General features: G+C 43.7%; 27 protein-coding genes. 1 reads left to right on the top strand and 26 read right to left on the bottom strand.

Going from position 1 to position 25,034, the window contains the following annotated elements:
* The first annotated feature begins 387 nt into the window (after positions 1–387).
* Positions 388–1,749: a lytic polysaccharide monooxygenase gene (locus H580_RS0103575; protein ID WP_028593571.1), complete on the top strand. Its 1,362-nt coding sequence runs from the start codon at positions 388–390 to the stop codon at positions 1,747–1,749.
* Positions 1,750–1,846: 97 nt separating this feature from the next.
* Here H580_RS0103575 and H580_RS0103570 read toward each other — a convergent pair whose 3' ends face one another.
* The 26 genes from H580_RS0103570 to H580_RS0103445 form a co-directional block, all read right to left on the bottom strand.
* Positions 1,847–2,386: a cell wall elongation regulator TseB-like domain-containing protein gene (locus H580_RS0103570; RefSeq protein WP_028593570.1), complete on the bottom strand. Its 540-nt coding sequence runs from the start codon at positions 2,384–2,386 to the stop codon at positions 1,847–1,849.
* A gap of 10 nt (positions 2,387–2,396) precedes the next feature.
* Positions 2,397–3,707 carry an amidohydrolase gene (locus H580_RS0103565; protein WP_028593569.1) on the bottom strand — a complete coding sequence of 437 codons (1,311 nt, stop codon included), beginning with the start codon at positions 3,705–3,707 and terminating at the stop codon, positions 2,397–2,399.
* Positions 3,682–4,350, bottom strand: a complete 669-nt coding sequence (locus H580_RS0103560; RefSeq protein WP_028593568.1) for a redox-sensing transcriptional repressor Rex — start codon at positions 4,348–4,350, stop codon at positions 3,682–3,684. Before H580_RS0103560 ends, H580_RS0103565 begins: the two co-directional genes overlap by 26 nt.
* Positions 4,351–4,427: 77 nt before the next feature.
* Positions 4,428–7,283 (bottom strand): ATP-dependent DNA helicase DinG, encoded by a 2,856-nt coding sequence (gene dinG, locus H580_RS0103555; protein ID WP_028593567.1) that lies wholly within the window; start codon positions 7,281–7,283, stop codon positions 4,428–4,430.
* A gap of 112 nt (positions 7,284–7,395) precedes the next feature.
* Positions 7,396–8,082 (bottom strand): tetratricopeptide repeat protein, encoded by a 687-nt coding sequence (locus H580_RS0103550; RefSeq protein ID WP_028593566.1) that lies wholly within the window; start codon positions 8,080–8,082, stop codon positions 7,396–7,398.
* 126 nt (positions 8,083–8,208) lie between these two features.
* A complete protein-coding gene (gene panD, locus H580_RS0103545) occupies positions 8,209–8,592 on the bottom strand; it encodes an aspartate 1-decarboxylase (RefSeq protein ID WP_028593565.1) in 384 nt (127 codons plus the stop codon).
* Positions 8,593–8,671: 79 nt separating this feature from the next.
* Positions 8,672–9,550: a pantoate--beta-alanine ligase gene (panC, locus tag H580_RS0103540; protein WP_028593564.1), complete on the bottom strand. Its 879-nt coding sequence runs from the start codon at positions 9,548–9,550 to the stop codon at positions 8,672–8,674.
* Positions 9,547–10,419 carry a 3-methyl-2-oxobutanoate hydroxymethyltransferase gene (gene panB / locus H580_RS0103535; RefSeq protein ID WP_028593563.1) on the bottom strand — a complete coding sequence of 291 codons (873 nt, stop codon included), beginning with the start codon at positions 10,417–10,419 and terminating at the stop codon, positions 9,547–9,549. Before panB ends, panC begins: the two co-directional genes overlap by 4 nt.
* Before the next feature lie 256 nt (positions 10,420–10,675).
* Entirely contained in the window at positions 10,676–11,647 is a 972-nt protein-coding gene (locus tag H580_RS0103530; RefSeq protein ID WP_028593562.1) for a biotin--[acetyl-CoA-carboxylase] ligase, read from the bottom strand.
* Positions 11,644–13,041 carry a CCA tRNA nucleotidyltransferase gene (locus H580_RS0103525; RefSeq protein ID WP_028593561.1) on the bottom strand — a complete coding sequence of 466 codons (1,398 nt, stop codon included), beginning with the start codon at positions 13,039–13,041 and terminating at the stop codon, positions 11,644–11,646. Before H580_RS0103525 ends, H580_RS0103530 begins: the two co-directional genes overlap by 4 nt.
* 78 nt (positions 13,042–13,119) lie before the next feature.
* Entirely contained in the window at positions 13,120–14,286 is a 1,167-nt protein-coding gene (gene bshA, locus H580_RS0103520) for an N-acetyl-alpha-D-glucosaminyl L-malate synthase BshA (RefSeq protein ID WP_028593560.1), read from the bottom strand.
* Between the two features lie 94 nt (positions 14,287–14,380).
* On the bottom strand, positions 14,381–15,091 hold the full coding sequence (gene bshB1 / locus H580_RS0103515; protein WP_028593559.1) for a bacillithiol biosynthesis deacetylase BshB1: 711 nt from the start codon (positions 15,089–15,091) through the stop codon (positions 14,381–14,383).
* Positions 15,091–15,516 (bottom strand): methylglyoxal synthase, encoded by a 426-nt coding sequence (locus H580_RS0103510; RefSeq protein ID WP_028593558.1) that lies wholly within the window; start codon positions 15,514–15,516, stop codon positions 15,091–15,093. The genes bshB1 and H580_RS0103510 overlap by 1 nt, the downstream gene beginning before the upstream one ends.
* Positions 15,517–15,590: 74 nt before the next feature.
* Entirely contained in the window at positions 15,591–16,391 is an 801-nt protein-coding gene (gene dapB / locus H580_RS0103505) for a 4-hydroxy-tetrahydrodipicolinate reductase (RefSeq protein WP_028593557.1), read from the bottom strand.
* Entirely contained in the window at positions 16,388–16,801 is a 414-nt protein-coding gene (locus H580_RS23210; protein ID WP_051217212.1) for a nucleotide pyrophosphohydrolase, read from the bottom strand. Before H580_RS23210 ends, dapB begins: the two co-directional genes overlap by 4 nt.
* Before the next feature lie 202 nt (positions 16,802–17,003).
* A complete protein-coding gene (locus H580_RS23205) occupies positions 17,004–17,837 on the bottom strand; it encodes a sporulation protein YpjB (protein WP_051217211.1) in 834 nt (277 codons plus the stop codon).
* 66 nt (positions 17,838–17,903) lie between these two features.
* Positions 17,904–18,659 (bottom strand): class I SAM-dependent methyltransferase, encoded by a 756-nt coding sequence (locus tag H580_RS0103490; protein ID WP_036604511.1) that lies wholly within the window; start codon positions 18,657–18,659, stop codon positions 17,904–17,906.
* Between the two features lie 46 nt (positions 18,660–18,705).
* The gene (locus H580_RS0103485; protein ID WP_028593555.1) at positions 18,706–19,344 is read right to left on the bottom strand and encodes a DUF1405 domain-containing protein; all 639 of its coding nucleotides are present in this window, start codon (positions 19,342–19,344) and stop codon (positions 18,706–18,708) included.
* An 80-nt stretch (positions 19,345–19,424) separates the two neighbouring features.
* Positions 19,425–20,294 (bottom strand): menaquinol-cytochrome c reductase cytochrome b/c subunit, encoded by an 870-nt coding sequence (locus H580_RS0103480; RefSeq protein WP_028593554.1) that lies wholly within the window; start codon positions 20,292–20,294, stop codon positions 19,425–19,427.
* A gap of 16 nt (positions 20,295–20,310) precedes the next feature.
* Complete coding sequence (gene qcrB / locus H580_RS0103475; protein WP_028593553.1) at positions 20,311–20,982, bottom strand: menaquinol-cytochrome c reductase cytochrome b subunit; 672 nt, start codon at positions 20,980–20,982, stop codon at positions 20,311–20,313.
* Positions 20,983–20,997: 15 nt separating this feature from the next.
* A complete protein-coding gene (locus H580_RS0103470) occupies positions 20,998–21,534 on the bottom strand; it encodes a Rieske (2Fe-2S) protein (RefSeq protein WP_028593552.1) in 537 nt (178 codons plus the stop codon).
* 170 nt (positions 21,535–21,704) lie between these two features.
* Positions 21,705–22,160, bottom strand: a complete 456-nt coding sequence (locus H580_RS0103465) for a DUF2487 family protein (RefSeq protein WP_245583477.1) — start codon at positions 22,158–22,160, stop codon at positions 21,705–21,707.
* Between the two features lie 81 nt (positions 22,161–22,241).
* Entirely contained in the window at positions 22,242–22,421 is a 180-nt protein-coding gene (locus H580_RS0103460) for an IDEAL domain-containing protein (RefSeq protein WP_028593550.1), read from the bottom strand.
* A gap of 24 nt (positions 22,422–22,445) precedes the next feature.
* The gene (locus H580_RS0103455) at positions 22,446–22,952 is read right to left on the bottom strand and encodes a gamma carbonic anhydrase family protein (protein WP_028593549.1); all 507 of its coding nucleotides are present in this window, start codon (positions 22,950–22,952) and stop codon (positions 22,446–22,448) included.
* Between the two features lie 88 nt (positions 22,953–23,040).
* A complete protein-coding gene (locus H580_RS0103450) occupies positions 23,041–24,162 on the bottom strand; it encodes a hypothetical protein (RefSeq protein WP_028593548.1) in 1,122 nt (373 codons plus the stop codon).
* 226 nt (positions 24,163–24,388) lie between these two features.
* Positions 24,389–24,994: a histidine phosphatase family protein gene (locus H580_RS0103445; RefSeq protein WP_028593547.1), complete on the bottom strand. Its 606-nt coding sequence runs from the start codon at positions 24,992–24,994 to the stop codon at positions 24,389–24,391.
* Between the last annotated feature and the right edge of the window lie 40 nt (positions 24,995–25,034).

Raw genomic sequence — 25,034 nt, 5'->3', positions numbered from 1 at the left:
TGAAATCGTTTACAATCGTCGAACTTTCGTTTATACTTCATCTTACCAAATGTAATAGATTGACAATGAAGTTGATCACATTACATATTTCCTCAAATTTTAACACGAGTTCTCACACCTACGATCACAACACTCATTTCTATTTCCAAATCACTTTTAATTTCGATTCGTTGTTCAGTACTCTATTTTCACGACCAGCTGTTGGATACGGTATAAGCTCACATTGAGTTTATATAGATTACACTTATACATAGGGGAGTTGATAGCGATAAACCGAGAGAAAAACCATATTGGATTGCCAAGCATCTAGTGAGGAGGTTCTGACGTTCTGTTTCGGATGATGTAGCTGTATCGAAAAATGCAAACACACATTATAGGAGGTAATTTATCATGCAATTACGCTTATCCAATCCTGTACTTAGCAAGCTATTGGTTGCTACTGGTGTTACCGTGTTAGTAACGGCTTGTACACTTATGTTCGCTGACAAAGTTTCCGCTCATGGTTATGTTCTAGATCCGAAGAGCCGTGCCTACCAATGTGCTCAAGGTGTAAATACAGATTGCGGTGCCATCGTATATGAGCCACAAAGCCTTGAAGCAACAAAAGGTTTCCCAGCGGCTGGCCCTGCTGATGGAAAAATCGCAAGTGCTGCTGGAGCATTCCCTAAACTGGACGAGCAATCTGCTACTCGTTGGTCCAAAGTTAATTTGACTGGTGGTCCAACAACTTTCGCTTGGAAAAAGACTGCTAACCATGCAACAACGAACTGGAAATACTACCTTACTAAACCGAACTGGAATCCAAACGCAGCATTGACTCGTGATTCCTTTAACTTAACTCCTTTCTGTACAGCTGATGGCGGCGGCAAACAACCACCAAAAGATTTCTCTCACAGCTGTAACGTTCCAACAGATCGCACTGGATACCATGTAATCCTTGCTGTTTGGGAAATCGCTGATACACCTAACGCATTCTATAACGTTATCGATGTAAACTTCGGTGGACAAGCACCAACAGATACAGTTGCACCTACTGCACCTGCAAGCTTAAGCGCTACTGGCACAACGACAACTAGCGTATCTCTTGCTTGGAATGCAGCTTCAGACAATGTTGGCGTAACTGGTTACCAAATTTTTAACGGCTCTACTTTGATCGGTTCTGTATCTGGCACTACGTTGAATTACACAGCTGCTGGATTAACTTCGAATACAGCTTACACATTTACAGTGAAAGCTGTTGACGCTGCAGGCAATGTATCTGGAGCTAGCAATGCTGTAAGTGCAACAACGGCTCCTGTTGCAAATGATACAACTGCTCCAACTGCTCCAACTTATTTACACAAAATGGCTGTTACAACTAATAGTGTATCCTTGATGTGGACAGAATCCACTGACAACGTAGGTGTAACTGGCTACCAAATCTACAATGGCAACACACTAGTTGCAACAGTTCCTGGCACTGCAATCGAGTACAACGTAACAGGACTAACTGCAAATACAGCATACTCTTTCAAAGTTCGTGCTATCGATGCAGCTGGAAACGTTTCCGCTGATAGCAACATTTTAACGGTTACGACTTCTGCTGGCACTGGAACTCCAGGTACTGCACCTGCGTGGGCAGCTAACACTGCTTATGCGGTAGGTGCAGAAGTAACGTACAACAATGTTACTTATGTTTGCCGCCTTGCACACACTTCCCTTAATGGCTGGGAGCCAACAAATACACCAGCATTATGGCAAGTAAAATAATTCAATACGAGCTATTGAACAAAGGAGGGCTAACAGCCCTCCTTTTTCACAGCAAAAAAGCGTAAGCGTTCACTCACATGAACACTTACGCTTTTGGCTATTGGTTAGGCATCGGATATCCTTCACCTATACGCTGACCATTATCGAAACGGAAGAAGTGATAATAATGCCGGCTCTTCCCTTCCTCATCTTTTCGGTTGACAAACGCTTGGTAAACGAACTCACCATCTTTGATACCAGGTGTAATCTGCTTAATATCCGCATCCGGATAGGTAGTCAGGAGTTGATTCGCGATATAAGCTTTGTCCACTCCATCAGCTGCTTTCTTCACATCTACCTTTTCCTTGCCTACCCAGATAATCTGCTCTACATTAGAAGCATCTTTCCCCTGAATGACATAAGTCGTATCAAACCAAACAAACTTATCTACTTCGTCGACACTCGCAAGTTGAATCGTTTCATTCGCTCTTTGTATCGCGGCCGCTTCTTTCGCGTCTTCCTCACGGTTGACCGAATTCAAAAAATAGACTAAGAGACCAATAATCAACACCAACGCTAGTATTACACCAGATACAACCCAACGCCAACGTGGGTTACGACTGCGTCGTGGTCGACTTCGAGTCATATGAAGATCCATCTACTGCCTCCTAGCGTTCAAGCAAGTTTCGGAAGCATTGTTCCGCTTCATGCTTAATGCGCTCTTCATCCATTGTCAAGCACTCACCATTTTTAACAACTTGGTTGCCGTCCACCCATACGTGCTGAACGTCTTTAGCACTAGCGGAGTACACCATATGAGACACGAGATCCGTATGCGGATATAGATGCGGCTGGTCGATATTGACTGCAATAAAGTCAGCCTTCATCCCAGCTTGCAACAAACCTACATCGTTCATATGTAGCGTACGAGCTCCATTCACAGTAGCCATTCTCATTGCATCTGCGGCAGGAACTGCTGTTGGATCACCAGACACCCCTTTATGTATAAGGGCAGCTAAACGCATTTCTTCGAACATATCCAAGTTGTTGTTGCTGGCAGCACCATCGGTACCTAGAGATACAACCACTCCAGCACGCTGCAAATCAACGACACGGGCAACACCGCTTGCCAATTTGAGATTACTTCCTGGATTATGAGAAACACCGACGTTGTACTTCGCCAATGTTGCGATTTCTTCATTATTTAAATGAACGCCATGTGCAATAAAGGAAGGACGACTAAACAACCCCAGCTTCTCCAAGTGAGCAACAGGACGTAGTCCGTATTCTTTCACGTTCTGCTCTACTTCAGCTGCTGTCTCAGACATATGCGTATGAAGCATTAAGTCTAACTCATGTGCAGCCTCTACAAACTTTTCAATAAATGCAGGCGGACATGTATATGGAGCATGCGGCGCAAGTAGCGTTGTAATTCTGCCATTTGCTTGTCCATTCCAGTCTTTCGCAAATTGAACAGCTTCATTCAACTTCATAAGTTGTACTTCTTCGCTACACAATCCAATTGCACCACGCATCAAAGCAGCGCGAATACCAGACTCTTCACTTACTTTTGCAACTTGGTCCATATGATCATACATATCAACGAAGAGCGTAGTTCCACCCTTAAGCATTTCGATCACTGACAATGCTGTACCCCAATATACATCGCTGCCCGTAAACTTAGCTTCCATAGGCCACATTTTTTCCTGCAGCCAGCTTTGGAGAACCATATCGTCCCCATACCCACGGAGCAGTGACATTGCAGCATGACCATGTGTATTAATTAAGCCAGGCATGAAGAACAGGCCTTTGCCCTCTATATATTCAACTTCACCTTGCTCATAAGCTTCAGGAAGTGTTTCGCCAATATAAACAATACGATCTTGTTCTACAACCATATAACCTTTAATCGTAGTCTGAGCTGCACCTTCTTGCAGTTGTGCAAATAATCCGTTACGTATGATCAATCGTTGTGTCATTCGTTACAACATCCTTTCCTTCATTAGGTAAATAATAAGCCAAGCTAAACAAATCGGTTGAGAAGTCAGCTGTATGCACACGTACATGTGCAGGAACCTTCAAAATAACCGGAGCAAAGTTAAGAATAGCCTCTACACCAGCCTCAACAAAGCGATCAGCTACTTGCTGCGCCTCTAATGCAGGCACAGTAATAATGCCGATACGAATGTTATTGGCCTCTACACTTTCTTTTAGTTCCTCCATAGGCTGAACTTGTAGATTACGAATAGCAGTCTCTATCTTCGCTGGAAATGCATCAAATACAGCAACAATTTTCATATTGTCATTGAAAAAGCCAGAATAGTTGCACAATGCTTGTCCAAGCTTACCTGCTCCAACCAGCGCTACATGAATTTGCTGGTCCAACTTAAGTATATGTCGAATCTGCTCAATTAGATAAGAAACGTCATAACCGATACCTTTACGTCCAAAGTCTCCGAAATAGGCTAAATCCTTACGAATTTGGGCTGGGTTAAGATCTAGTTTCTGTCCCAAATCTTGAGACGATATCGTTAGTACTTCACTTTGTTTTAATTCTTTTAGATGTCGCAAATAAACAGGCAGCCTGCGTACGACAGCTTCAGAAATTTTTAGTGTTTTCATATACCAGTCCCCCTTTCGTTCTCCCTATCAACATACCAACTATTATTATAATAAACCTTTTGCATTTCCTCTACTGGTTACTGCTGTTCCTCTTTGAGCCACGTTTCAACTCTCGGAACAACATGCTCCGTTGCCATATGTTCCATTTTAGGTCCAGGCAGTGAATACAGAAAATGCTTCCCGTAGCTTGTTTCAATCACTCTTGTGTCGTATATAAGCACAATTCCTTTGTCTTGTGTCGTTCGAATAAGTCGACCAAACCCTTGCTTGAATCGGATAACCGCTTGCGGAACCGAATATTTACGAAACGGATTCTGCTTGCGCCGCTTCAACAAATCGCACTTTGCTTCCACCAGCGGATGATTCGGCGGCTGGAATGGCAACCGAACAATGGCCAAACAGGTCAATGCGTCCCCTGGAATATCTACACCTTCCCAGAAGCTGCTTGTGCCTAAAAGCACCGATGCTGATTGCTCTTGAAAACGACGTGTAAGCTTGCTTCGATTACCGCTGTCCATACCTTGTCCAAGAACTTGAATGCCATGAACCTTCAACTGTTCTTTCAGGGGCTCATATACGTCCTTGAGCATACGATAAGAAGTAAACAGTACAAGCATTCTGCCTTTTGTCACTTTGGCAATGTCCGCTAAGGAAGTTGTCAAGTTAGAGTTAAAGTGAGGATCGCTTGAACCTCTTACTGTCGGAAAATCACGCGGTATAATGACTAAAGCCTGTTCACGATAGTTAAACGGAGAAGGCAAAATGACGGTATTTAACCGTCCATCCCTTGCAGCATCTTTCAAACCAATCTGTTCTTCAACGAAACTGAAAGATTTGTCAACAGACAAGGTCGCAGAGGTAAGAATGACACTTTTCTTCGGTTCAAAGAAGTACCGATTAAGCGCTTCACTAACATCTACTGGTACAGCATACATATTCATTGATTTATGTTTATACTGCGGATTACCTTCCATCCAATATACGGTCTCAGGATCATTCACCTGGACAAACATACGGAATTCATCTTTAACATTCGCCAAATCTTTGAGCAGTCCTGTTACATCAGTAATAACACCCTGTAATTCCTCGTCATCTGCATCTTTCCATTCTTGAGTCAATTTCTCTCCGGAACGCACGATATCATTTAATCTTGTATGAATTTCTTGTTCCATTTCAGAAACGGTCGACCATGCCTCGGGCTTATTAGAAGATTGCAATCGTAATACAGCCTGTCCTACTTCAGCTTGACCAGCTTCTGGAGCTGGCAGCAATTGATACATAGCTTCATGCAATCGATCCCAACTATCCTTAATCTCAACAATCTGATTCATAAGTTTATCGATGCCTTCTGCCCACACCAATGATTTCTCGCTTCCAGATAATCGCAACCGGGTTTGAAGCAGAACAAGGGAACCATTTTTACTGTCTTTATACAAACGCACGAGCGGATGTACCAATGAGAAATATTGCACATGAACACCAAGATGCTTTCCGGCCGTCTCTTCGAAATGATGTGCCTCGTCAATGACCAAATGCTCATATGCAGGCAGTAAACGATGCTCCGCAATCACATCCGTAAACAATAGAGAGTGATTCGTAATGATTACATCCGATAAATTCGCACTGTTCTTCGCACGATGATAATAACAGCGGCGGAACCACGGACAGGCACGATTCAAGCAAGAATCACTGTCGCTTGACACCGTATCCCAAAAATCAGGTCCTTTATGCACCAAATGAAGCTCTTCGTCATCACCATGCTCCGATTGACTCAACCAAACAACCATCTGTGCAGCTGTGATGAGATCGTCACGAGCATGTACAAACTCTCTATGATTTATTTTATGTTCAAACTTTCTCAAACACAAATAATGACTGCGTCCTTTTAATACCGAAGCTTTAAATGGCACAGGCATAATCATGTCTAGCAAAGGCAAGTCTCGTTGACGCAACTGCTCCTGCAAGTTAATTGTATGTGTACTAACAATTACTTTCTTTTCGTTCTTTACGCTGTGATACAAAGCTGGGAGTAAATATCCAAGTGACTTTCCTGTTCCCGTGCCTGCTTCAATCAGCAAGTGCTTGTCTTCATCCAAGCATTCCATAACTTCCTCAAACATCTGTTCTTGTGCAGAACGAGGCTCATAGTTGCTGAATCGCTGTTTGAGATTGTCTTTCACTTGATCCATAAAAGAACGGAAGGAAACACCTTCTAACGCCTTATCCTCCATTCCTTCGCGCGGTGGCAGCTCATCTGTCCATTCATCCATCTTAAAGCTAAGTTGACGGTACGAATGCTGGTCATGACGATCATTAAATCTGGTTGCATCTTGTTCAATGCGTGTTAACTCAGATTGCAACAACCAAGCAAGGTCATTATCTTCGTTCGCAAACAATTCAACGATACGCTGCAGCGTCAAAAGGGGAAGATCTCGAATAGCTTCTATACAGCGAACAAATATGTGCGCGGTTGCAAGTGCATCACTATCTGCCTGATGCGGTCGTTCGTGTTCGACTCCAAATGTCTGTGCAACAGAGCCTAATTGATAAGACGTTAATGATGGGAACAAAATTCGCAGCATTTCGATCGTATCCAATATGCGACCAGTAAAAGGTAAATAGCCTGTCTGCTCAAGTGCATTCCGTAGAAATTGATAATCAAATGCTACATGATGCCCCACCAACGCCACATCACTTAATAATGGCACAAGACCTGTCATCGCCTCATCCAAGTCAGGCGCATCGGCAACCATTTCATCAGTAATTCCTGTTAATTGTGTAATAAACGCAGGAATCGGGATGGAAGGACGGACAAGAGTATGATACTGCTGTTCAATCGCTAGCTGTTCATTTAGCACAACGAAGCCAATCTGTATAATTTCATCGCCAGGCTGATTGCCTGTCGTTTCAAAGTCCAATACGGCAAATCTCATCATTTACATATTCCTCTCGCCCAATTCTGTTTATATAGCATAACAGATGTTCGGTTGTTTGGAAATGAGTAGAGGGGTACATCTTACGAAAAGATGTTCCCCTCTTGTAATTTCATCCCATATGAACCATTCGCTTTTCCCCTAATTGGAGACAGCCCTGATTGTCTAAACACACTTGTAAATTAGCAATTGGTTCCGGAATCGTCGGATCAGCAACATGCGCTTGGTGAAAATAATGCTGCGCTTTCTCCGTATTTCGATCCATCGCTTGAATACAACCTAGTGCATTGTATGCCAATGCCTTCAACATTGCATCCTCCGTCAACGGAATAATAAAATGAAAATGACGGCATGCTTCCTGCTTGCGACCGAGATGCAAATAAGACAATCCCAAATAGGCTCTTGCTAATAATCGTTCAGGTTGCTGTAAAGCAGCCTCTTCAAAATGATTGGCCGCTTGATGATACATCAGTAGCGTAAAGTAACCTTGCCCCCGTTGAAAAGGATCACTGTAATCCAAGTCCAGCATTGACTTCTGTACAGAAGTTGAAGTCTGTTTTTGGGAAACAATACTTGTTAGACTGTTGCTTTGGCTGTTATGCTCGCCTTCATTTTGCTTACGAAGTAATGCCAGTTTTTCTTCAAATCGGAGCCATTCTTCTAGAAAATGGTCACTCATCGAAGTAAGCAGTTGAATTTGCTGATTCAGCTCTTCACGTATCTGCCCCTTCGCTTTCGGATAATGCTTCAAGATGTCATCCAACTGATCATTCATCGTCGCGAACATGTGCTGCAACACGATTCATCCCACCTCTACATGTGATGCTGTGCGTTGTTGTTTGGCTCACGTTCATTGTGTGTATCAACGATGCTTTTCATGCGAGATGGCATTGATTCAACAATGCTGCCTCATGCTGTTATCTAATTATCGAATTGTAGCATGAATTTCAACACCCGCTGTTTCAGTAGGGCGATTGCGCTCATCTACAAAGACGATACGAGGCTCATATTGACGCGCTTCTTCATTCGTCATGCCAGCGTAGGATATAATAATGACGTTATCTCCTGGTTGAACAAGTCGAGCTGCAGCCCCATTCAAGCAAATAACGCCAGAATGGCGCGCTCCACGAATGACATAGGTCTCTAGACGAGCACCATTGTTATTATTAACGATTTGAACTTTCTCATTCGGCAGCAGATCAGCAAGCTCCATAAGATGCTCATCAATCGTAATGCTTCCAACGTAGTTCAAATTTGCTTCTGTTACCGTCGCACGATGAATTTTCGACTTCATCATTTCACGAATCACGGCATAATCCCCATTTCTTTATGATTCATATATTTGTAAAACGTAAATAATATAGAAACGCAGAAACTAAATTCCAAACTTATGATTGATACGGCAAATATAAGTTATCAATCAATCTCGTTTTGCCAAATCTTACAGCAAGCGCGATTAGTATGTCCGACTTTTGTTCTGGCAACTTCGCAGAACCAGCAAATCGCTCCATACTTGGATACTGAACAATTTCCACATAATCCATATTTGCAAGTGGCATTGCATGGATATGTTTTACGATTATATCCATCAATTCTCCTGCTGAAATGGCAGCTTGTTCGCGAAATAGTGAATGAGCCATTTGTAATGACTCTGATAATACAAGCGCCTGACGACGTTCTTCATCCGACAAATAGACATTACGCGAACTAAGAGCTAGACCATCTGCTTCTCTTACAATCGGACAAGGAACAACGTCCACGTCGATATTAAGATCATTTACCATCTGCTGAATAACAGCCACTTGCTGAGCATCCTTTAGACCAAAATAAGCACGATCTGGCTTTACCATATTAAATAATTTGGCTACAACTGTTGTTACTCCGTCAAAATGACCTGGTCTAGAAGCACCGCATAAACCTTCCGTTACTTCAGCAACTCTGATTTTAGTCTTTGTTGCTTGTGGATACATAACTTCAACGGATGGTAAAAATACGATATCAATACCACATTGTCCAGCCAATTGCAGATCACCTGATTCATTTCTTGGATAGCGATCCAAATCTTCATTAGGTCCAAATTGAATGGGATTCACAAAAATGCTAAGCACCGAAATGTCATTTTGTTCAACCGACTTGCGCATTAGACTTGCGTGTCCTTCATGCAAATATCCCATTGTCGGGACGAAACCAACCGTACTATTAGGGCGATTGCCACGCAATTGCTGCACTGCTGCTCTTATTTCTTCAACCGTACGTGCTACGATCAACGTACTTCCACCTTTCCTGGGCCATACAAATGATCAACTACATCATCTTCTGCACGGAAGCTATTCGCCTCTGCTGGGAATGAACGCGTCTTGACATCTTGTACATAAGATTGAATGCTTTCTCTTATCGTCGTTCCGATATCGGCATATGTCTTAACAAAACGCTTCTCACGGTAATCTGGAGAGTATCGGACAATATCATGGAATACAAGCACTTGGCCATCACAACCAGCACCTGCACCTATTCCAATAGTAGGGATGCTGAGTCGTTCGCTAATATACGCAGCCACTTGATCGGTTACTAGCTCAAGTACAATTCCGAATGCACCCGCTCGCTCCAATGCAAGTGCATCTTGCAACAATCGATCTGCATCTTCTTTCGTTTTCCCTTGAATGCGATAACCACCAAGTTGATGTACAGATTGAGGCGTTAGTCCGATATGACCTAGTACAGGCACTCCTGCCTTAACGCATGCATCCACCATAAGCGTAATTTCCGCGCCGCCTTCCATTTTAACAGCGTTTGCATGACCTTCTTGCATAAGTCGACGAACATCATTCAACGTCTCTGCAACCGTGCTGTGATAAGTCATGAACGGCATATCTGCAACGATAAATGTATGAGGCGCTCCACGGCGTGCAGCGCGTGTATGGTAAACCATGTCATCAACGGTGACTGGCAGTGTGGAATCGTATCCAAGTACGACATTTCCAAGTGAGTCTCCGACAAGAATCATATCTACACCAGCTTGTTCCACAAGTGCTGCAGTTGGATAATCATAAGCAGTCACCATCGTAATAGGATCTTTATTTTCTTTCATATTTTTCAATTTAATAATGCTTACAGGCTGTTTTTTGACTACTGACATGTAAGTCAACTCCTTTGGTTTTTCCTTTTTAGTTTACGCAAAACAAAAAAAACCTTTTAGCGTTTCCACTAAAAAGGTCCCAAAGCAAAAAAGAAGTCACATGCGGACGTCTTTCTGTCTCGGTCCCTTCGGCTCAGAGCAGAAATGTGCAGCACAGCTACTATGCAATTAAAGGCACAATTCCGTTGCTTTGCGAGTGCGGTTCCAATCATGGATACCGCCTACACAGCTAGTATACCAGAAATGCGCCTTCAAATCATGTGCTAAATTGCACGTCTCCTGAAAATACTTTCTTATAGCAGCCATCCGTATCAAGCAGTACGAGCGCACCGGATTCATCCAATCCTTGTGCGACACCGCTAACCTGTCCGAAAGGCGTATCTACGTTGACCGAACGACCAATTGTAATGCTTTGCGCTTCCCATAACGAGCGAATCGGGCCGAAACCTTGCTCTTCATAGAGTCGATACAATTGCTCCCATTCGAATAATACTTCGGCAAGCAGTGCAGCTCGGTCTACTTCTCGACCACTTTCATGTCGCAGCGAAGTCACCACTTGTCGAAGTTCCTCTGGGAAGTCTTCTTCTTCTAAATTAACGCTGATGCCTACACCAGCTATTACACTAAGTAATCGCTCGTCCTCTGCTTGGGACTCCAGCAAAATACCGCATACTTTCCGCTCGCCCACGAGTAAATCGTTCGGCCATTTTATACCAATCGGCAAAGAAACCATTCGTTTAATAGCACGACAAATCGCTACAGCGGTCAGAAGCGTTAAATGAGGCGTGAAGTGAAGTGGTATACGCGGCTTAAGCACGAGACTCATCCAAATCCCTTTACCCGCAGGGGAATGCCACGCTCGTCCACGACGACCGCGACCTCCCCCTTGTTCTTCAGCAATGACAATCGCTCCCTCTTCTGCCCCTTCCAAAGCCCAAGCAAGTGCCACATTCTGAGTCGAATCTGTTCGTTCAAGCAGCTTTAGCTGCTGGCCAAAGCTGCTTGTCTTCAGATGCTCTCTAATCGAAGCTTCATCGAGCTTGGTAGGCTGACCAATTAAACGATAACCGAGCTTTGGAACCGCTTCGAACTGATAACCTTTGTTGCGCAAACGATTAATTTGCTTCCATACCGCTGTACGCGATATGGACAGCTCCCTACTTATCTCTTCGCCAGAAATATATTGATCTTGATGGGATTGGAACCATCCTAAAAGTGGATCGCTCACGTCGTATCCCCACCTTTCCTTACGACATTCATTAGGGCATCGTGCTCATTCGGAAGCGTGTCAATTGCCACCTGGAGCCAGATATGTTCAAGACTAGCTCGTACCCAAGGGCCAGCAGGACGCTCGCTCGCTTCTAGAATGTCTCGACCCTTAATAGCGAGGTCTGACAGCTGACGGACCGGCATGGTGCTAAGCCATTGCGGTCCCATGCGCAGCAGCGTGCAAGCAGCATGCGCCACCGCGCATTCATGCGGTAGATCAGCTGCGGCCTGCGGCTGCATGTATGCCTGCTGCACTGCCGCAGGCTGCTTGCCCTCGCTTACGCCTAGCATCGCTTGGCGGCAAGCGAGAGCTCCGCGCACAGCCGTTTCGCCATAGGCGAGCACGGCTTGCGCGAACGCGCGGCGCAGCGCAGCTTCGCCAGCGCTAGCGGCGCCTTGCGCTGCTGCGTCGGCGGATGCCGCCTGCGCCGCAGCAGCGAGCTGCGCATGGGCGCGCAGGACGGGCAATATGCCGTCCTGCTGCGCGCCTGAGAGGCGCAGTGCCAGGCATACAGCCTGCGCCTCTTCTGTGCTTGCGCCATGCACAAGCGCAAGCAGCGCAAAGCGCAGCTCGGGCGTCTCGACCTGCCCCAACACGAGCAAGGCACTTCGCCAAGTGGCGCTCCATGGATGCGCCAAGAACAGAAGCGGCTCTTTTGCATATGCGAGTATGCCGCTACGCACGACGAATGCCCAGCCTCTAGCAGGATCTGGCCCAGCAGTAAGCTTCCACAGCTCCTCACGCACGCGTTCCATCGCAACAGGAGCCAATCCAGCACGCATCTTCACCAATGCGCGCCATGTCCCCTTTGCGATCCGCATCTGTAACACAGATGCGAAGCGAAGCGCTCGCAGCATACGTAATGCATCCTCGCTGAATCGCTCCTCTGCAACACCAACCGTCCGAATACGACGAGCTTGCAAATCGACTTGTCCAGCAAATGGATCCAGCAACGTGCCGTCAGCATCAACTGCCATTGCATTCATCGTAAAGTCTCTGCGACGTAAATCTTCCGTCACATCCATAATAAATGCCACAGATGCCGGACGACGATTATCCACATAGCCGCCCTCATGTCGGAATGTCGTCACTTCATAGGTACCATTTTTCATGACAACTGTAACCGTCCCATGCTGCAAGCCTGTCGGTATAACACGCTCAAACCACGCAATTACTTGATCAGGCTCTGCGGAAGTAGCAATATCGATATCGTGAATCGGTTGCCCGAGTATCGTATCACGTACACATCCGCCTACCATATAAGCTTGATGACCCTGCTGCTCTATTGCGCGAATGATTTCTCGCGCTCCCTCAGCCAGTTCACTATTCAACTGTAGTCGAAGCATATTCATTCAGGCCTTTCTTGACATTTGGACATTTGCTTCATGTAAGGATGCCGACAATAACCAAATGTATATCGTCCCTTACACTTACGTGCACACCGGTTGCTCTAAATTCACTTCCCGATTCAATACACGATAATAAATTTTCTCATACTCATGTGTAATAAGATCATTACAGAATACATGACGAGCTCTATGCAAGCACGCTTCACGCATTCGTGCTGCCAAAGCATCATCCGATAACAAGCGAACCGCATAAGACGCCATCGCGTCGGTATCCCCCACTGGCGCCAAAAATCCCGTCTCTTCATGCGTAACGAGCTCAGGAATTCCGCCGGCAATGGAACCGATAGTCGGAACTCCACAAGCCATTGCTTCTAACGCAACTAAGCCAAAGCTTTCTTTTTCCGAAGGCAATAGCAGCACATCAGCCAAGGAAATGACTTGAGCGATCTCATCCTGCTTTCCAAGGAAATGAACCCGGTTTTCCAAACCCATCGCCATAATTTTATGCTGCACTTTTGGCATATCAGGCCCTTCCCCTACAAAAACAAGTCGTGAAGGCACTTTTTCCGCCATTTTTGCAAACGTATCAACTACATCACATACCCGCTTCACAGGACGGAAATTAGAAATATGCATAACGATTTTCTCATCTGGATAGGCAAATTCTGAACGCAAGTGAGAAATATCACGCGGATAATACACACGCTTATCGATAAAGTTATAAGTCAAATCAATATGACGATTAATATCGAGAAGATCTCTTGTTTCAGCAATCAAGTCTTGGGAAACTGCCGTAACAGCATCACTTTGATTAATCGCAAATCGAATCATATCCTTTAATGTTTCATCCTGCGCCAACACGGTAATATCTGTACCATGAAGCGTAGTGACTACTTTAAGATCGGAAGTGCTCATTTGTTTCGCCAAATAGGCGCACACAGCATGTGGTACCGCATAATGAACATGGAGCAGATCCAATTGCTGCATTTTTGCCACCTGTGCCATCTTGCTGGCTAATGACAAGTCATAAGGCGGATATCGGAACACATAATAATCGTTTACATCCACCTCATGATAATAAATATTTTTTTGAAAAGAAGTCCCTAACCGAAACGGAATATTGTGTGTAATAAAATGAACTTGATGTCCACGCTCAGCCAACAGTTTGCCAAGCTCCGTTGCAACAACACCTGACCCACCAAGTGAAGGGTAGCATGTTATCCCTATTTTTAAAGGCTCCTGTGTCATACCCCGACCTCCCTTACACTGCTGCTTTTTACAACAACGGTTTCCTGCTGCTGCATCAATGAAGGATTCTATGCCTTCTATAGTATTTACTTATTTATAATTCCCGGTCTAACAAATATGCAACATGATACGGTCCCTTATAAATAAAGCCTTCTGCGAAACCAATTCCTCTTGCCTGTCCTATAAGCGCATCGCGAGCAGCAACCCGTTCAACGTAACCTTGATTCAATGGGGTAACAACGATATCTTCTCCACGCTTGGCACTTGTGAACTGAGACTTATAAGCATGGAGTGCTGCTTGCTTCTGTTCATAAACTTCTGTTACATCGACAATAAGATCAGCTGGTGCTAAATCATTAATGAAATAGAAATATACATGTTCAGGCTGATGAGCAGCCAACTCAGGCATATATCGACGTAACTTCGCATTAAATAGTGCTTCCTGAACAATACGACTACACATGACGTGATCAGGATGCCTATCTTCCCAATAAGGCACGAACACAATACGCGGCCGATAGGTACGAATCGCCTTAACAACTTCATCAACATGCGACTTATCCAGTTTCAATCCGCGGTCAGGCAACCCCAAGTTCAAACGAAAGGCAACTCCCAAAACTTCATCAGCTGCCTTGGCTTCCAGTTGACGTATTTCTACCGTTCCATTAGAAGACATTTCAGCATAAGTCATATCGACAATGCCAATGCTAAAGCCTGCTTGCTGATGTTTGGCCAGTGTACCCCCCATCCCAATCTCTACATCATCAGGATGAGCCCCGAATGCCAATAAATCCACCTGATTCATTAAGCTTCATCGACTCCCGGTTTATATTTGTCCGTTAACTCTCTCCAAGCAAAATCTCCACGCTCTAATGCACGTACAAGCAGCTCAGCTGTAGCAATATTCGTCGCCACCGGAATACCTTGCACATCGCATAGACGAAGAAGTGCGATAATATCCGGCTCGTGAGGTTGTGCCATAAGTGGATCACGCAAGAAGATAATAAGATCCATTTCATTTTCAGCAACTAGAGCTCCAATTTGTTGATCTCCACCAAGCGGTCCAGATTGGAAGCGACGAATGTCTAAGTTAGTAGCAGCCATAATACGGCTTCCTGTCGTACCCGTCGAGTAAAGCTTATGCCCGTGAAATACATATTCGTAAGCAATGACAAAGTTGACCATTTCATCTTTTTTGCGGTCATGTGAAATGAATGCGATGTTTAGCATAGTTAATTACCCTCCGTCTATCTGCGATGTGTATTAGTTTAGTTATCGTGAATAGCATGTATCTAATAAGTCTATTAGTCCATCATGTGCTCAAAACCATAAATTAATTCTTCTATTTCCATGACTTTCTTTATCGCAACATTAACACCAGGCATATAGCCTGCTCGCTCGTAAGAATCATGACGAATTTTTAGTGATTGGCCATATCCGCCGAAAATAACTTCTTGCTGTGCAAACACACCAGGTAGTCGAACACTGTGAATTCGGAATCCATTGTAGTATCCGCCACGAGATCCTTCGATGGTCTCTTCCTCATTCGGATTGCCTTGACGATGCTCTTTACGAACTTGAGAAATCAACTCCGCCGTTTTAACAGCAGTACCTGATGGTGCATCCAACTTTTGATCACCATGATACTCAATAATTTCGAGATCAGGGAAGTATTTAGAAGCCTGTTGGGCAAATTTCATCATTAAAATAGCTCCAATAGAGAAGTTTGGTGCAATTAAGCCTCCCAGCTTCTTCTCACTGCATAGCTGCTGTAACTCTTCAATCTGTTCTGTCGTAAAACCAGTTGCTCCTACAACAGGCCTTACACCATATCGAATAGCAAGTAATGTATTATCCATAACTACGTGAGGAGTAGTGAAGTCAACAAGTACATCAGGGCTTGTCTGTTCCAATGCTCGTTCCAAATCATTTGTCACGATAACACCACTTGCTGGCAAGCCAACTAATTGTGCAGCATCTATGGAGCCAGAAGATCTATCGATTGCTGCTGCCAGTTCCAGCGTTTCATCTTCTAGAACCATCTTTACAACTTCGCGGCCCATACGACCACCCGCTCCAGTCACAGCCACTCTTATCTTTTTCAATTTTCATCAACCTTTCCGTTATCAGCCTGTTCCACGTTCGATGTTTCGTCAATTCGAGTCCATCGATTCGCATCACGCGTATTGAATTTATCCATTACTTTATCATGAGCTTCTGTCAAATCAATTCCTAAGGAATTGGCAAAGCATATTAGAATAAAGAGAACATCCCCAAGCTCCATTTCAATGGAGTTATCAGCTTCTGATGATTTCTTCGGTTTTTCACCATAGAAATGATTCACCTCACGAGCTAATTCTCCCGCTTCCTCCGTTAATCTAGCAAGCATCGCTAATGGGCTGAAGTATCCTTCTTTAAACTGAGATATGTATTGATCCACTTCGCGCTGCATTTCAGCCAATGGTTTGTCACGAAGGTCTTTTAATGAAGAAAATGGTTGTTGATGATCCGACATGGTCAATCCTTTCTGTACATGCACATGTTGTATGCCTGCACGATGCCTAATATAGCTAATATGTTATCGCAAAGCATGATGGAAAACAAATGCTTTTTAAGCCCATTTATTGTTGCTGTACAGGATTGAAGCATGCTAACAGGCACCAATTTCACCAAATGATAAAAAAGACGACTTCTACTTTCAGAAGTCGCCCTAACTTTCATTTATAACGAGCCCATGGACTATTGTGAATACCATCTCGATCATAGCGATATTTTTGATACGCCACATATGCTAATGTAACCGTAACCATACACCCTAACCATATTAGCACTTGCATCGGAATCGGTTCTTCAACTAGTGGCGCAATTGTCTCTAATTCCTTCGTTGATCCGAACAAGTTATCTAAAATGATGGATTCATAATCTTTTAAAGCTCGCTGTACATCTTCATGCTTCACTTCACCACGAATGCCTTTATTAACAAGTGCAACCATCGAAGATGCCATTTCAATAACTTCCGGTGATCGATCCATGGAAGCAGCAGGAAGCAACCTATCCATATGTTCCAACCATTGTAAGGATACTTGCTTCCATTCAGCAGCAGATTTGGCATCCGCCATCTGCTGCATCTCATCCATAATGACCGTTGCATACTGTCGCCACATCGCATCTTGTTCATGTGTGACAGCGTCAATAACTAATCGTAATCGAGCAGCCGCACGTTCAAGCTTCTGTTCATCTTGCTGTGCAGCAACGAACGTCTGCTTAAAGCGGATCACACTATCGGTAATCGCCTTCATTTGCTCGTAGGTCATATGATCGAACATGCCTGGTGCTGATAGTACCGTGGTAAAGTTTTTCATATTGGCATGTATATTTGTCATGTTTCCATTCACGCTATCTTTATACATCGCGGCAGCAATTCGGTCTGCCTCTTTCCAATTCAGGATGTTGACATCCGATTGTTTCTCAACGGCAGCTTGTACGTACGGAGGCATGGACATTATGGCCCATACAAGTACGAAACAAATAACGATACGAAGTGCATGCATGTACACCCCTCCCCTTCACTAACCTATGGGGAAGAAGAGAAATGTAGAACAATTCAAACAGACAACCTATCTTTTTCTTGCAGCAATAACAATACTAATCGAATCCCCTGTCAAAGGCTGCTCTTTCCAACCACCCCACATATGAAGCAGCTCAAATCCACTATCCTTAATTAAACGAACTAGCTCTTGAGGGAAGGTATAACGTAAATCAATATAGGTTGTATCCTCACTATCTAATGTTTCATTCACATAATAGGACCTAACCGTCTTATACCGTTGAATTTGGCTAACCGCATCATAGCTGCTTTGATAAGCAACTTCACATAGACGCCCATCTGCACATGTATATTTATGATCGACGAGCAGCTCATCTGGCTGAAATATTTCTTCTGCCAACGGGAATCTCGTGTCAAATATACAAATGCCTCCTGGCTTCAGTGCTCGATGAAAAGATTGCAGCAAACGGTTCTGGGCTTCATTTGTCATAAAATGCTGAAATGCATTCCCCACCATAGAAACGAGCTGGAATTGATTGTCCCAAGGTAGATCTTCACAGTCAGCTTGTTGCCAAACAATGTCCAAATTCAGCTCAGCTGCCTTTTGAGCAGCATGATCGAGCATACCTTGATGAAGATCAACACCTACAACTTCATACCCTTGTTGTGCTAAAGGTATCGCAATTCGACCTGTTCCTGTCGCTGCATCTAACACAGGACCTGCTGACAAATGACACATTTTCAAAATAGTTTCAAGTTCATGAGTACCTTTGTTCTCTTCATCATAACGTATAACATCTGCATATTCTTGTAGATTATGATCCATGCTATGCCTCCGTATGCGCTAGTTGTATGTATAAAACTGAAACTGATTAGAGCCATCGATTCTTATCTTTCCCTACAAATGCCAATCGTGCAGCAGCAACACTGACGCCGGTAAGTATAAATGTAAAAATACAAATGATGGTCAAGTCATCCATTAATAATCGAGATAAACTAGGAAATACACCGAACATGTAATCAACAGTATCATTGAGCCAAGTCCAGCCAGCTGCCACCATAAGACTAATCGCCCCATAGCGGAACCATTTGGCAAATATTAAGGCCTCGATTGCCATGGCCAAGTGAGAGGAAATTAACATCCAGTCCTGCCAGACCATGTCCTGCCCTTGATAGGTCGCGCTAAAAATCATTACGCATGCCCATATCCCATATTTAATTGAGGTAACCACGGCTAATGCATCAATGATTCCCCTGAATGCAATTATCGCAATTCCCGTCCCTTTAGGAGGAAATAACAAGAATAGAAGAGATAGCGTGAAAAACAAGCTCGCAGTAGGGCTGTCCGGCACAAATACAATTTGCCATAGCGGACGATTCATCCAAGTGTAAACAAGCTGTTCTTTGTACCAATAATAACCGTATATTGTACCTATCGCATTAGACCAAAATAACGCCCACAATACCCAGCGCTTTGTGAAAAAAGCTTGATTACCTAATGAAATTGCCATACTATGCCTCCAAACAGAAAAATGATCGCAGAAAGCCTGACCGCAAGATTGCGATCAGGCCTGCATTGTGGATCATTCTACTATTCTTTCTTCTGCTTCGCAAGCCAATCAGCAAGCTTATCTAACTCTTCTTCGGTCACGCCTGCTGACTTAGATGTATCCAACATCGGCGGCATCGCACCACGACCATCTTTAATGACAGTCAATATTTCTTCCTTGGACAAACGGTCACCTACACCAAGCAAGGCAGGAGCTCCGCCACCTTCAAGTTCCCCACCATGACACGCGATACAAGTAGCTTTCTTGTACGTTTCCATAGCTGGATCATCTGCAGCTACTAACGCAACCGAATCGTTAGGCTTCGGATGATTGTACGGCTTGCCTGCAAGCGCATTCTTTTCTGCCTCACGGACACGCTTATGATGTTCTGGCTCAATCTTTTGCACTTCAAGCTCATGTTGGTATTGATCCCATGAAACTACTGTTAAATAGACACAAGCAGCCAAAGAAACAAGCATAAGTGAAGTAGCAATTGGACGTTTATAGAAGCGGCGTTCTTTGCCAGTGTCCAAGAATGGAGCAAGCATTAATCCACCAAAGGCAATACCTGGTATAAGCACAGTACCAATGAGTACATAATCACCGGCAGCATACGGATATTTGAGTAATTGATACAAAAATAAGAAGTACCAGTCCGGTATTGGAATAAACGCTGCATTGTTCGGATCAGCCGGATAACCTAACGGTGGAGCCTCCGAAATCGTTAAAACGAGAAACCCAACAAGTACAACCGCACCTACCATCCATTCTTTTAATAGAAAGTTAGGAATGAAGGCTTCCGATTTACCTGGATAGGAAGAATAGTCCGGCTGAAGCGGTTGCGAACTCTTCTTCTTGACGCGGGAGTCTCCTACGTATACGACTTTTTCATCTTTAGAACCATGTGCCATCTCTTCTCCCCCTCTCTTATAGCGGCCCTGATATGCCTTGACGGCGTATCATGAAGAAATGTGCTCCTAGCAATCCTAATAGAGCTGCAGGTAAGAAGAAAACGTGTATAGCAAAAAATCTAGTTAGTGTCTGCGCACCAACAATTTCGCCGCCTTGCATTAATTCTTTTAAGTATGGCCCGATATATGGAACCGTATCGGCAATCTCCATACCAACTTTTGTTGCAAAATAAGCTTTGTTATCCCAAGGAAGTAAGTAGCCTGTGAAACCGAGTCCTAGCATGACAAAGAAGATAAGCATACCAACTACCCAGTTCATCTCACGTGGAGCTTTGTATGAGCCTGTGAAGAAAACACGGAGTGTATGTAAGAACATCATAACAATGACTAGTGATGCTCCCCAGTGATGCATTCCTCGAACGATACCACCGAATGCAACTCGTTGTTGTAAGTACTCTACGCTGTAATATGCATTTTGAATATCTGGCACATAACTCATCGTAAGAAACATACCCGACAAAATTTGAATTACCGTTATGAAAAACGTCAATCCACCAAAGCAATACACGAACGCTGAAAAATGATGTGCTGGGTTAACGTGTTCCGGCACTTCATGATCGGCTACATCACGCCATATCGGAGTGATGTCCAGACGTTCGTCTATCCAGTTGTAAACACCTTTAAACATCTGTCATGCGCCTCCTTATTTCACGCGTGTATTTGGTTTGATTGCTCCTAAATAAACAATACCATTGTCAACTTTTACGTCGTATTCGTCCAATGGAGCACGTGCAACTGCCATTTGTTTGCCGTCTTTAGTGTAAAACGCTCCATGACACGGACAAAAATATTGGTCTTTATGAGCGGCACTATTATTCCAGCCAACAGTACAACCTAAATGCTTGCATACTGGGGACAAAGCTAGAACTCCATTCTCATCCTTCGTAATCCAAGCTTTCATCTTAACTTCGCTTTCGTACCATCCATCAACTTGCAGTTTCTTAAAGGAAAATTCTTGCGGCTCAGCGGTCAATTTACTCTCTTCCACTACCTTAATATACTCGCTCGCTCCCTTTTCTTGAAGCAAAGGATCAACAGCGAAGCGAACCATCGGTAGTGCCGCACCACCCATCATAAACGCGCCAGCCCCACCTAGCGTGTAGGAAAGAAATTGTCGACGGGACATTTCTTTACGAGTTGCCGGTTTGTGAGGTTGCTTGTTCTCAAGCGGTTGACTCATCCTCTCTAACCCCCTTTACCAACCGTTGTTACAGCTAATTATGAGATTTATTACCATCTAACTAAGACATCCCTATAATATCCCAGCACTATGTAAGCGTCAATAATTTACCAGATTAATTGGAACTATCAACCATTAATACTTCATTAATTGTTGATAATTTGTCACATTTAGTGATCAGTTTGTGACGGATTCCACATTTCACTCACTTTAATTTCTATCATTTTAGCTATACTTTTCTCATTTTCCACTCCTACAGAATATGGAGTTAGTATTAAATCAGCCTCAGATAGATTCTCTTTAGAAATATGAGGCTGACAGGACATAATAATGACATATTTGAACCCGATGCGTTTCACCATACGTACAACCTCTTGTAAAGCAAACCACGCATCATCCCTATCATTCATTCCGAAACTGCTATAATGATAAGCAGGATAAGTGACAACCCTCCCGTGAAAAGGAGTTTCAACTAAGTCCAACCAATCTCGTAACTCTTCTAATCTTTCTGCCGCCTCCACAGGAGACTCCAGTCCAGTTAACCCTGTAATCGGTAAAAGGCAAGTATCTAGATATGGCCTCCACTCTGTCCATTGTTCTCTAGTCAAATCACTAAATTTCATCATTACCCCTCCATCATTGCCAAGTTGTTCCTATTCCATTATACCTGTACAAACAAAAAAATGAAGAACTGCAAAATGCGTTCTTCATTGAAGCGTCTTTAGTTCATTTGTGAGTTGATGAAAGGTGTTTTCATCCCCCGCAGCGAGCGCTTTATCAATTTCTTCGTAAATTCGTAAAGTTCGATGCTTTTTAATCGCTTCGTCCCACACCATTTCAGCAGTCAGACTCAGCATTGCTTCATACGTTACTTTCATTTTGTCCATAGGATGCACCTCCAACCATAACGATTAAGAGCCCCTATATTCCTTTCCTTTCACCACATAGCTTTCGGTTGTTCGCTTCATACGTTGTAAATCTTCTTCCGTCAGTTCTCGAATAACTCGGGCGGGTGAACCGATGGAAAGAGTATAGGCCGGGATTGATTTGTTTTCGGTTACAACCGATCCTGCCCCTATTAAAGCATATTCACCGATGTCTGCCCCGTTCAGTACAATCGCCCCCATCCCAATTAATGTACCCTTGCCTAGTGTACAACCGTGGATGATCGCCCCGTGTCCTACAGACACTTCCGAGCCTACAATTAAAGGTTGATTTGCATTCACGTGACCGATGACTCCATCTTGAATATTAGCGGATTCTCCAATGATAATAGGTGCCAAATCCCCTCGCAGTACCGCATTAAACCATATGGTCGACTGCGCTCCAACCGTTACGTCTCCAATTATTTTAGCTCCATCTGCAACATATACCGATTGATGAATAGTCGGCATAATATGATTGTAAGGAATGAGCATCGCTTTCCCCTCCAAGTCGGCATAAATAGCTTTACTGTAAGCATAGCCGTTCAATTTGGGTTCATCGTAACAATGCTGCATTTTATTGTCAACCTAGCTTAATTTTATCCTCATGTGTGATATTTACACCTTTAACTAGAAGATTTCCCCGTTTTGACATTTGAACGGATGTACCCGTCTGTGCATCTTCACCTATTCTCATCAAGCCAAGATGAACTAGCATCTGAATGATCCGCTGCCTAATGATAGACTGTGGTTCATCGTAGAAAAAAGGCTTCACATAAGGAATCAATGCTTGTTCCATTGATTCAACGGTCGTCCATCTTGCCGTACATAAGTGAATCCAATGAACGATAGCTGACAAATTAGGGATTGCATTTTTATACAGTTTCAACCAAAACCGGTAAATTGGCTGTATCGGCTCATAAGCTGCACCTTTTTCCAACCGTTCAAGTCCCGACGATGAAACAATTAGCTTACCTGCATGTTCTTCGATCCATCCTTGATAGAACACATAATCGTACAATAGAGATAAACGATTCGGGTAATTATGAAACCGTCTTCCATAACCGAAGCGCCATTCTCCTTTGGATACGGTTTCTTCCATCACAGACATTTTTTCAATAAGCAATTGCTGTGTCTTCTTGTACATGACTCCTTCAGGATTAAGCGGCACGCTGCCTGCTTCATGAAAATATCGAAGCATGGTAATGATATCGTCACCAATTCGACCATCTTCATCCCGATATGCCTCCGGCTCTTGAACAGATACAAGTTCTTGCTCCATTCGTCTTTTCATAACAAGTTTGAAGCGCTCTTTAAGATCTTCTGGAACTTGAAAGAGATATTTGGTTTGCTGGCTAGCACCATTGAACAACCAACCACTCTGCCGCATTTTCACAATCATATCGCGCGGGCTAGACGTTTGCGTTTGTTCATCTCGTTCAAATCGAGTTTGTTGAACTCTCGCAATTAACTCTTCCAAACTGAACAACGTTCGCTGCTCAAACAGTAAAGAGTTTATGAAACGAAGCTCCTCTACGCTCATCTCATTAATGAATTGCTCAAACCAATCTTTGCGACCAATTTTCGTCAAAATGGATTGAATCAATTCACGCTTCGAATGGGCATCACACTCGCAATCATATCTTTTCGCAATGCTGACGAGCTGTTGAATATCTGCATAGCTAAGCATATCGGCTAAGTTCATGAGCCACCTCCAATTGTCCCTTCATCCATCGCCGATTCTCGTTGTCTAGAATCCATTATTGGACAATTCTGCTTGTTTATACGAATGATCTGAAAAAATATAATAATAAGCCGGATTGTAACCTCATGATTACACTTATCTAAAAATAAAAAAGGTTGTTCCGAAGCTGGTGTGCAGCCTGTGGAACAACCTTTTTTATAAAACTCTCAAACCTATTTAATTCAATTTACCGAACCTCAACAGTCGGCTCTTCCATATGACGAGAACAGTTTAACAACAAAGACTCCCACTGCTGCTCATTCCTCTCTACAACCGTAAATGACAAGTTTCCAATATGACTTGTACACTCTTCTCCGAACCAAGTGTAGAACAACTGAGCTAGCCAGCTTCCATGGCTAATAATGAGTATGTTGCGATCAGGCCATTGATTGGCAATAAAGCTCACTGCTTCTACCGCTCTCAACCTAATAGCATGATCTTTCTCTTGACCAACATCTTGAGCTTTCCAATCCACTCCCCATCTAGAAGTTCTTTCTTCTAGAGTGGTTCCTTCCGCAAGTCCAAATGCCCTCTCTAGCAAACCAGCATGCGGCTCTAATAACGGAATCTGTAAATGTGATGCAATGATAGCAGCCGTTTCTTCGGCACGTTGCAGACCACTTGAAATAACGGCATCAAAGCGATAAGGCTCGTGCACTAATCGTGCAGCAAGCTTCATCGCTTGATCTCTACCGATATCATTAAGTGGAATGTCAGTCTGACCTTGAATACGACCATGCGCATTCCAATCAGTCTGTCCATGTCTTACTAATCCTATCTGTTGTCTACTCATTAGATACTCCTACCTGTTCCAATTGATGATATCATCAATA

This window comes from Paenibacillus assamensis DSM 18201, assembly GCF_000422445.1.
Lineage (GTDB): Bacteria > Bacillota > Bacilli > Paenibacillales > Paenibacillaceae > Paenibacillus_B > Paenibacillus_B assamensis.
The sequence above is the reverse complement of the archived record's forward strand: the minus strand, read 5'-3'. Positions and strand labels throughout refer to the sequence as shown.

Excerpts from the sequence above, each read along its gene's own strand:
- bshB1 (WP_028593559.1), bottom strand. The coding sequence starts at position 15,091 with ATGAATCAGGTGGATTTATTGGCATTCGGGGCTCATCCTGATGATGTA.
- H580_RS0103445 (WP_028593547.1), bottom strand. The coding sequence starts at position 24,994 with ATGAGTAGACAACAGATAGGATTAGTAAGACATGGACAGACTGATTGG.
- panB (WP_028593563.1), bottom strand. The coding sequence starts at position 10,419 with ATGTCAGTAGTCAAAAAACAGCCTGTAAGCATTATTAAATTGAAAAAT.
- H580_RS0103525 (WP_028593561.1), bottom strand. The coding sequence starts at position 13,041 with ATGAATATGCTTCGACTACAGTTGAATAGTGAACTGGCTGAGGGAGCG.
- H580_RS0103490 (WP_036604511.1), bottom strand. The coding sequence starts at position 18,659 with ATGGATCATAATCTACAAGAATATGCAGATGTTATACGTTATGATGAA.
- H580_RS23210 (WP_051217212.1), bottom strand. The coding sequence starts at position 16,801 with ATGTCGGATCATCAACAACCATTTTCTTCATTAAAAGACCTTCGTGAC.
- H580_RS0103470 (WP_028593552.1), bottom strand. The coding sequence starts at position 21,534 with ATGAGTCAACCGCTTGAGAACAAGCAACCTCACAAACCGGCAACTCGT.
- H580_RS0103460 (WP_028593550.1), bottom strand. The coding sequence starts at position 22,421 with ATGGACAAAATGAAAGTAACGTATGAAGCAATGCTGAGTCTGACTGCT.
- H580_RS23205 (WP_051217211.1), bottom strand. The coding sequence starts at position 17,837 with ATGCATGCACTTCGTATCGTTATTTGTTTCGTACTTGTATGGGCCATA.
- H580_RS0103510 (WP_028593558.1), bottom strand. The coding sequence starts at position 15,516 with ATGCTAAACATCGCATTCATTTCACATGACCGCAAAAAAGATGAAATG.
- H580_RS0103570 (WP_028593570.1), bottom strand. The coding sequence starts at position 2,386 with ATGGATCTTCATATGACTCGAAGTCGACCACGACGCAGTCGTAACCCA.
- H580_RS0103565 (WP_028593569.1), bottom strand. The coding sequence starts at position 3,707 with ATGACACAACGATTGATCATACGTAACGGATTATTTGCACAACTGCAA.
- bshA (WP_028593560.1), bottom strand. The coding sequence starts at position 14,286 with ATGACACAGGAGCCTTTAAAAATAGGGATAACATGCTACCCTTCACTT.
- H580_RS0103560 (WP_028593568.1), bottom strand. The coding sequence starts at position 4,350 with ATGAAAACACTAAAAATTTCTGAAGCTGTCGTACGCAGGCTGCCTGTT.
- H580_RS0103480 (WP_028593554.1), bottom strand. The coding sequence starts at position 20,294 with ATGGCACATGGTTCTAAAGATGAAAAAGTCGTATACGTAGGAGACTCC.
- dinG (WP_028593567.1), bottom strand. The coding sequence starts at position 7,283 with ATGAGATTTGCCGTATTGGACTTTGAAACGACAGGCAATCAGCCTGGC.
- qcrB (WP_028593553.1), bottom strand. The coding sequence starts at position 20,982 with ATGTTTAAAGGTGTTTACAACTGGATAGACGAACGTCTGGACATCACT.
- H580_RS0103455 (WP_028593549.1), bottom strand. The coding sequence starts at position 22,952 with ATGCTCATTCCTTACAATCATATTATGCCGACTATTCATCAATCGGTA.
- H580_RS0103485 (WP_028593555.1), bottom strand. The coding sequence starts at position 19,344 with ATGGCAATTTCATTAGGTAATCAAGCTTTTTTCACAAAGCGCTGGGTA.
- H580_RS0103465 (WP_245583477.1), bottom strand. The coding sequence starts at position 22,160 with ATGATGAAATTTAGTGATTTGACTAGAGAACAATGGACAGAGTGGAGG.
- H580_RS0103450 (WP_028593548.1), bottom strand. The coding sequence starts at position 24,162 with ATGAACTTAGCCGATATGCTTAGCTATGCAGATATTCAACAGCTCGTC.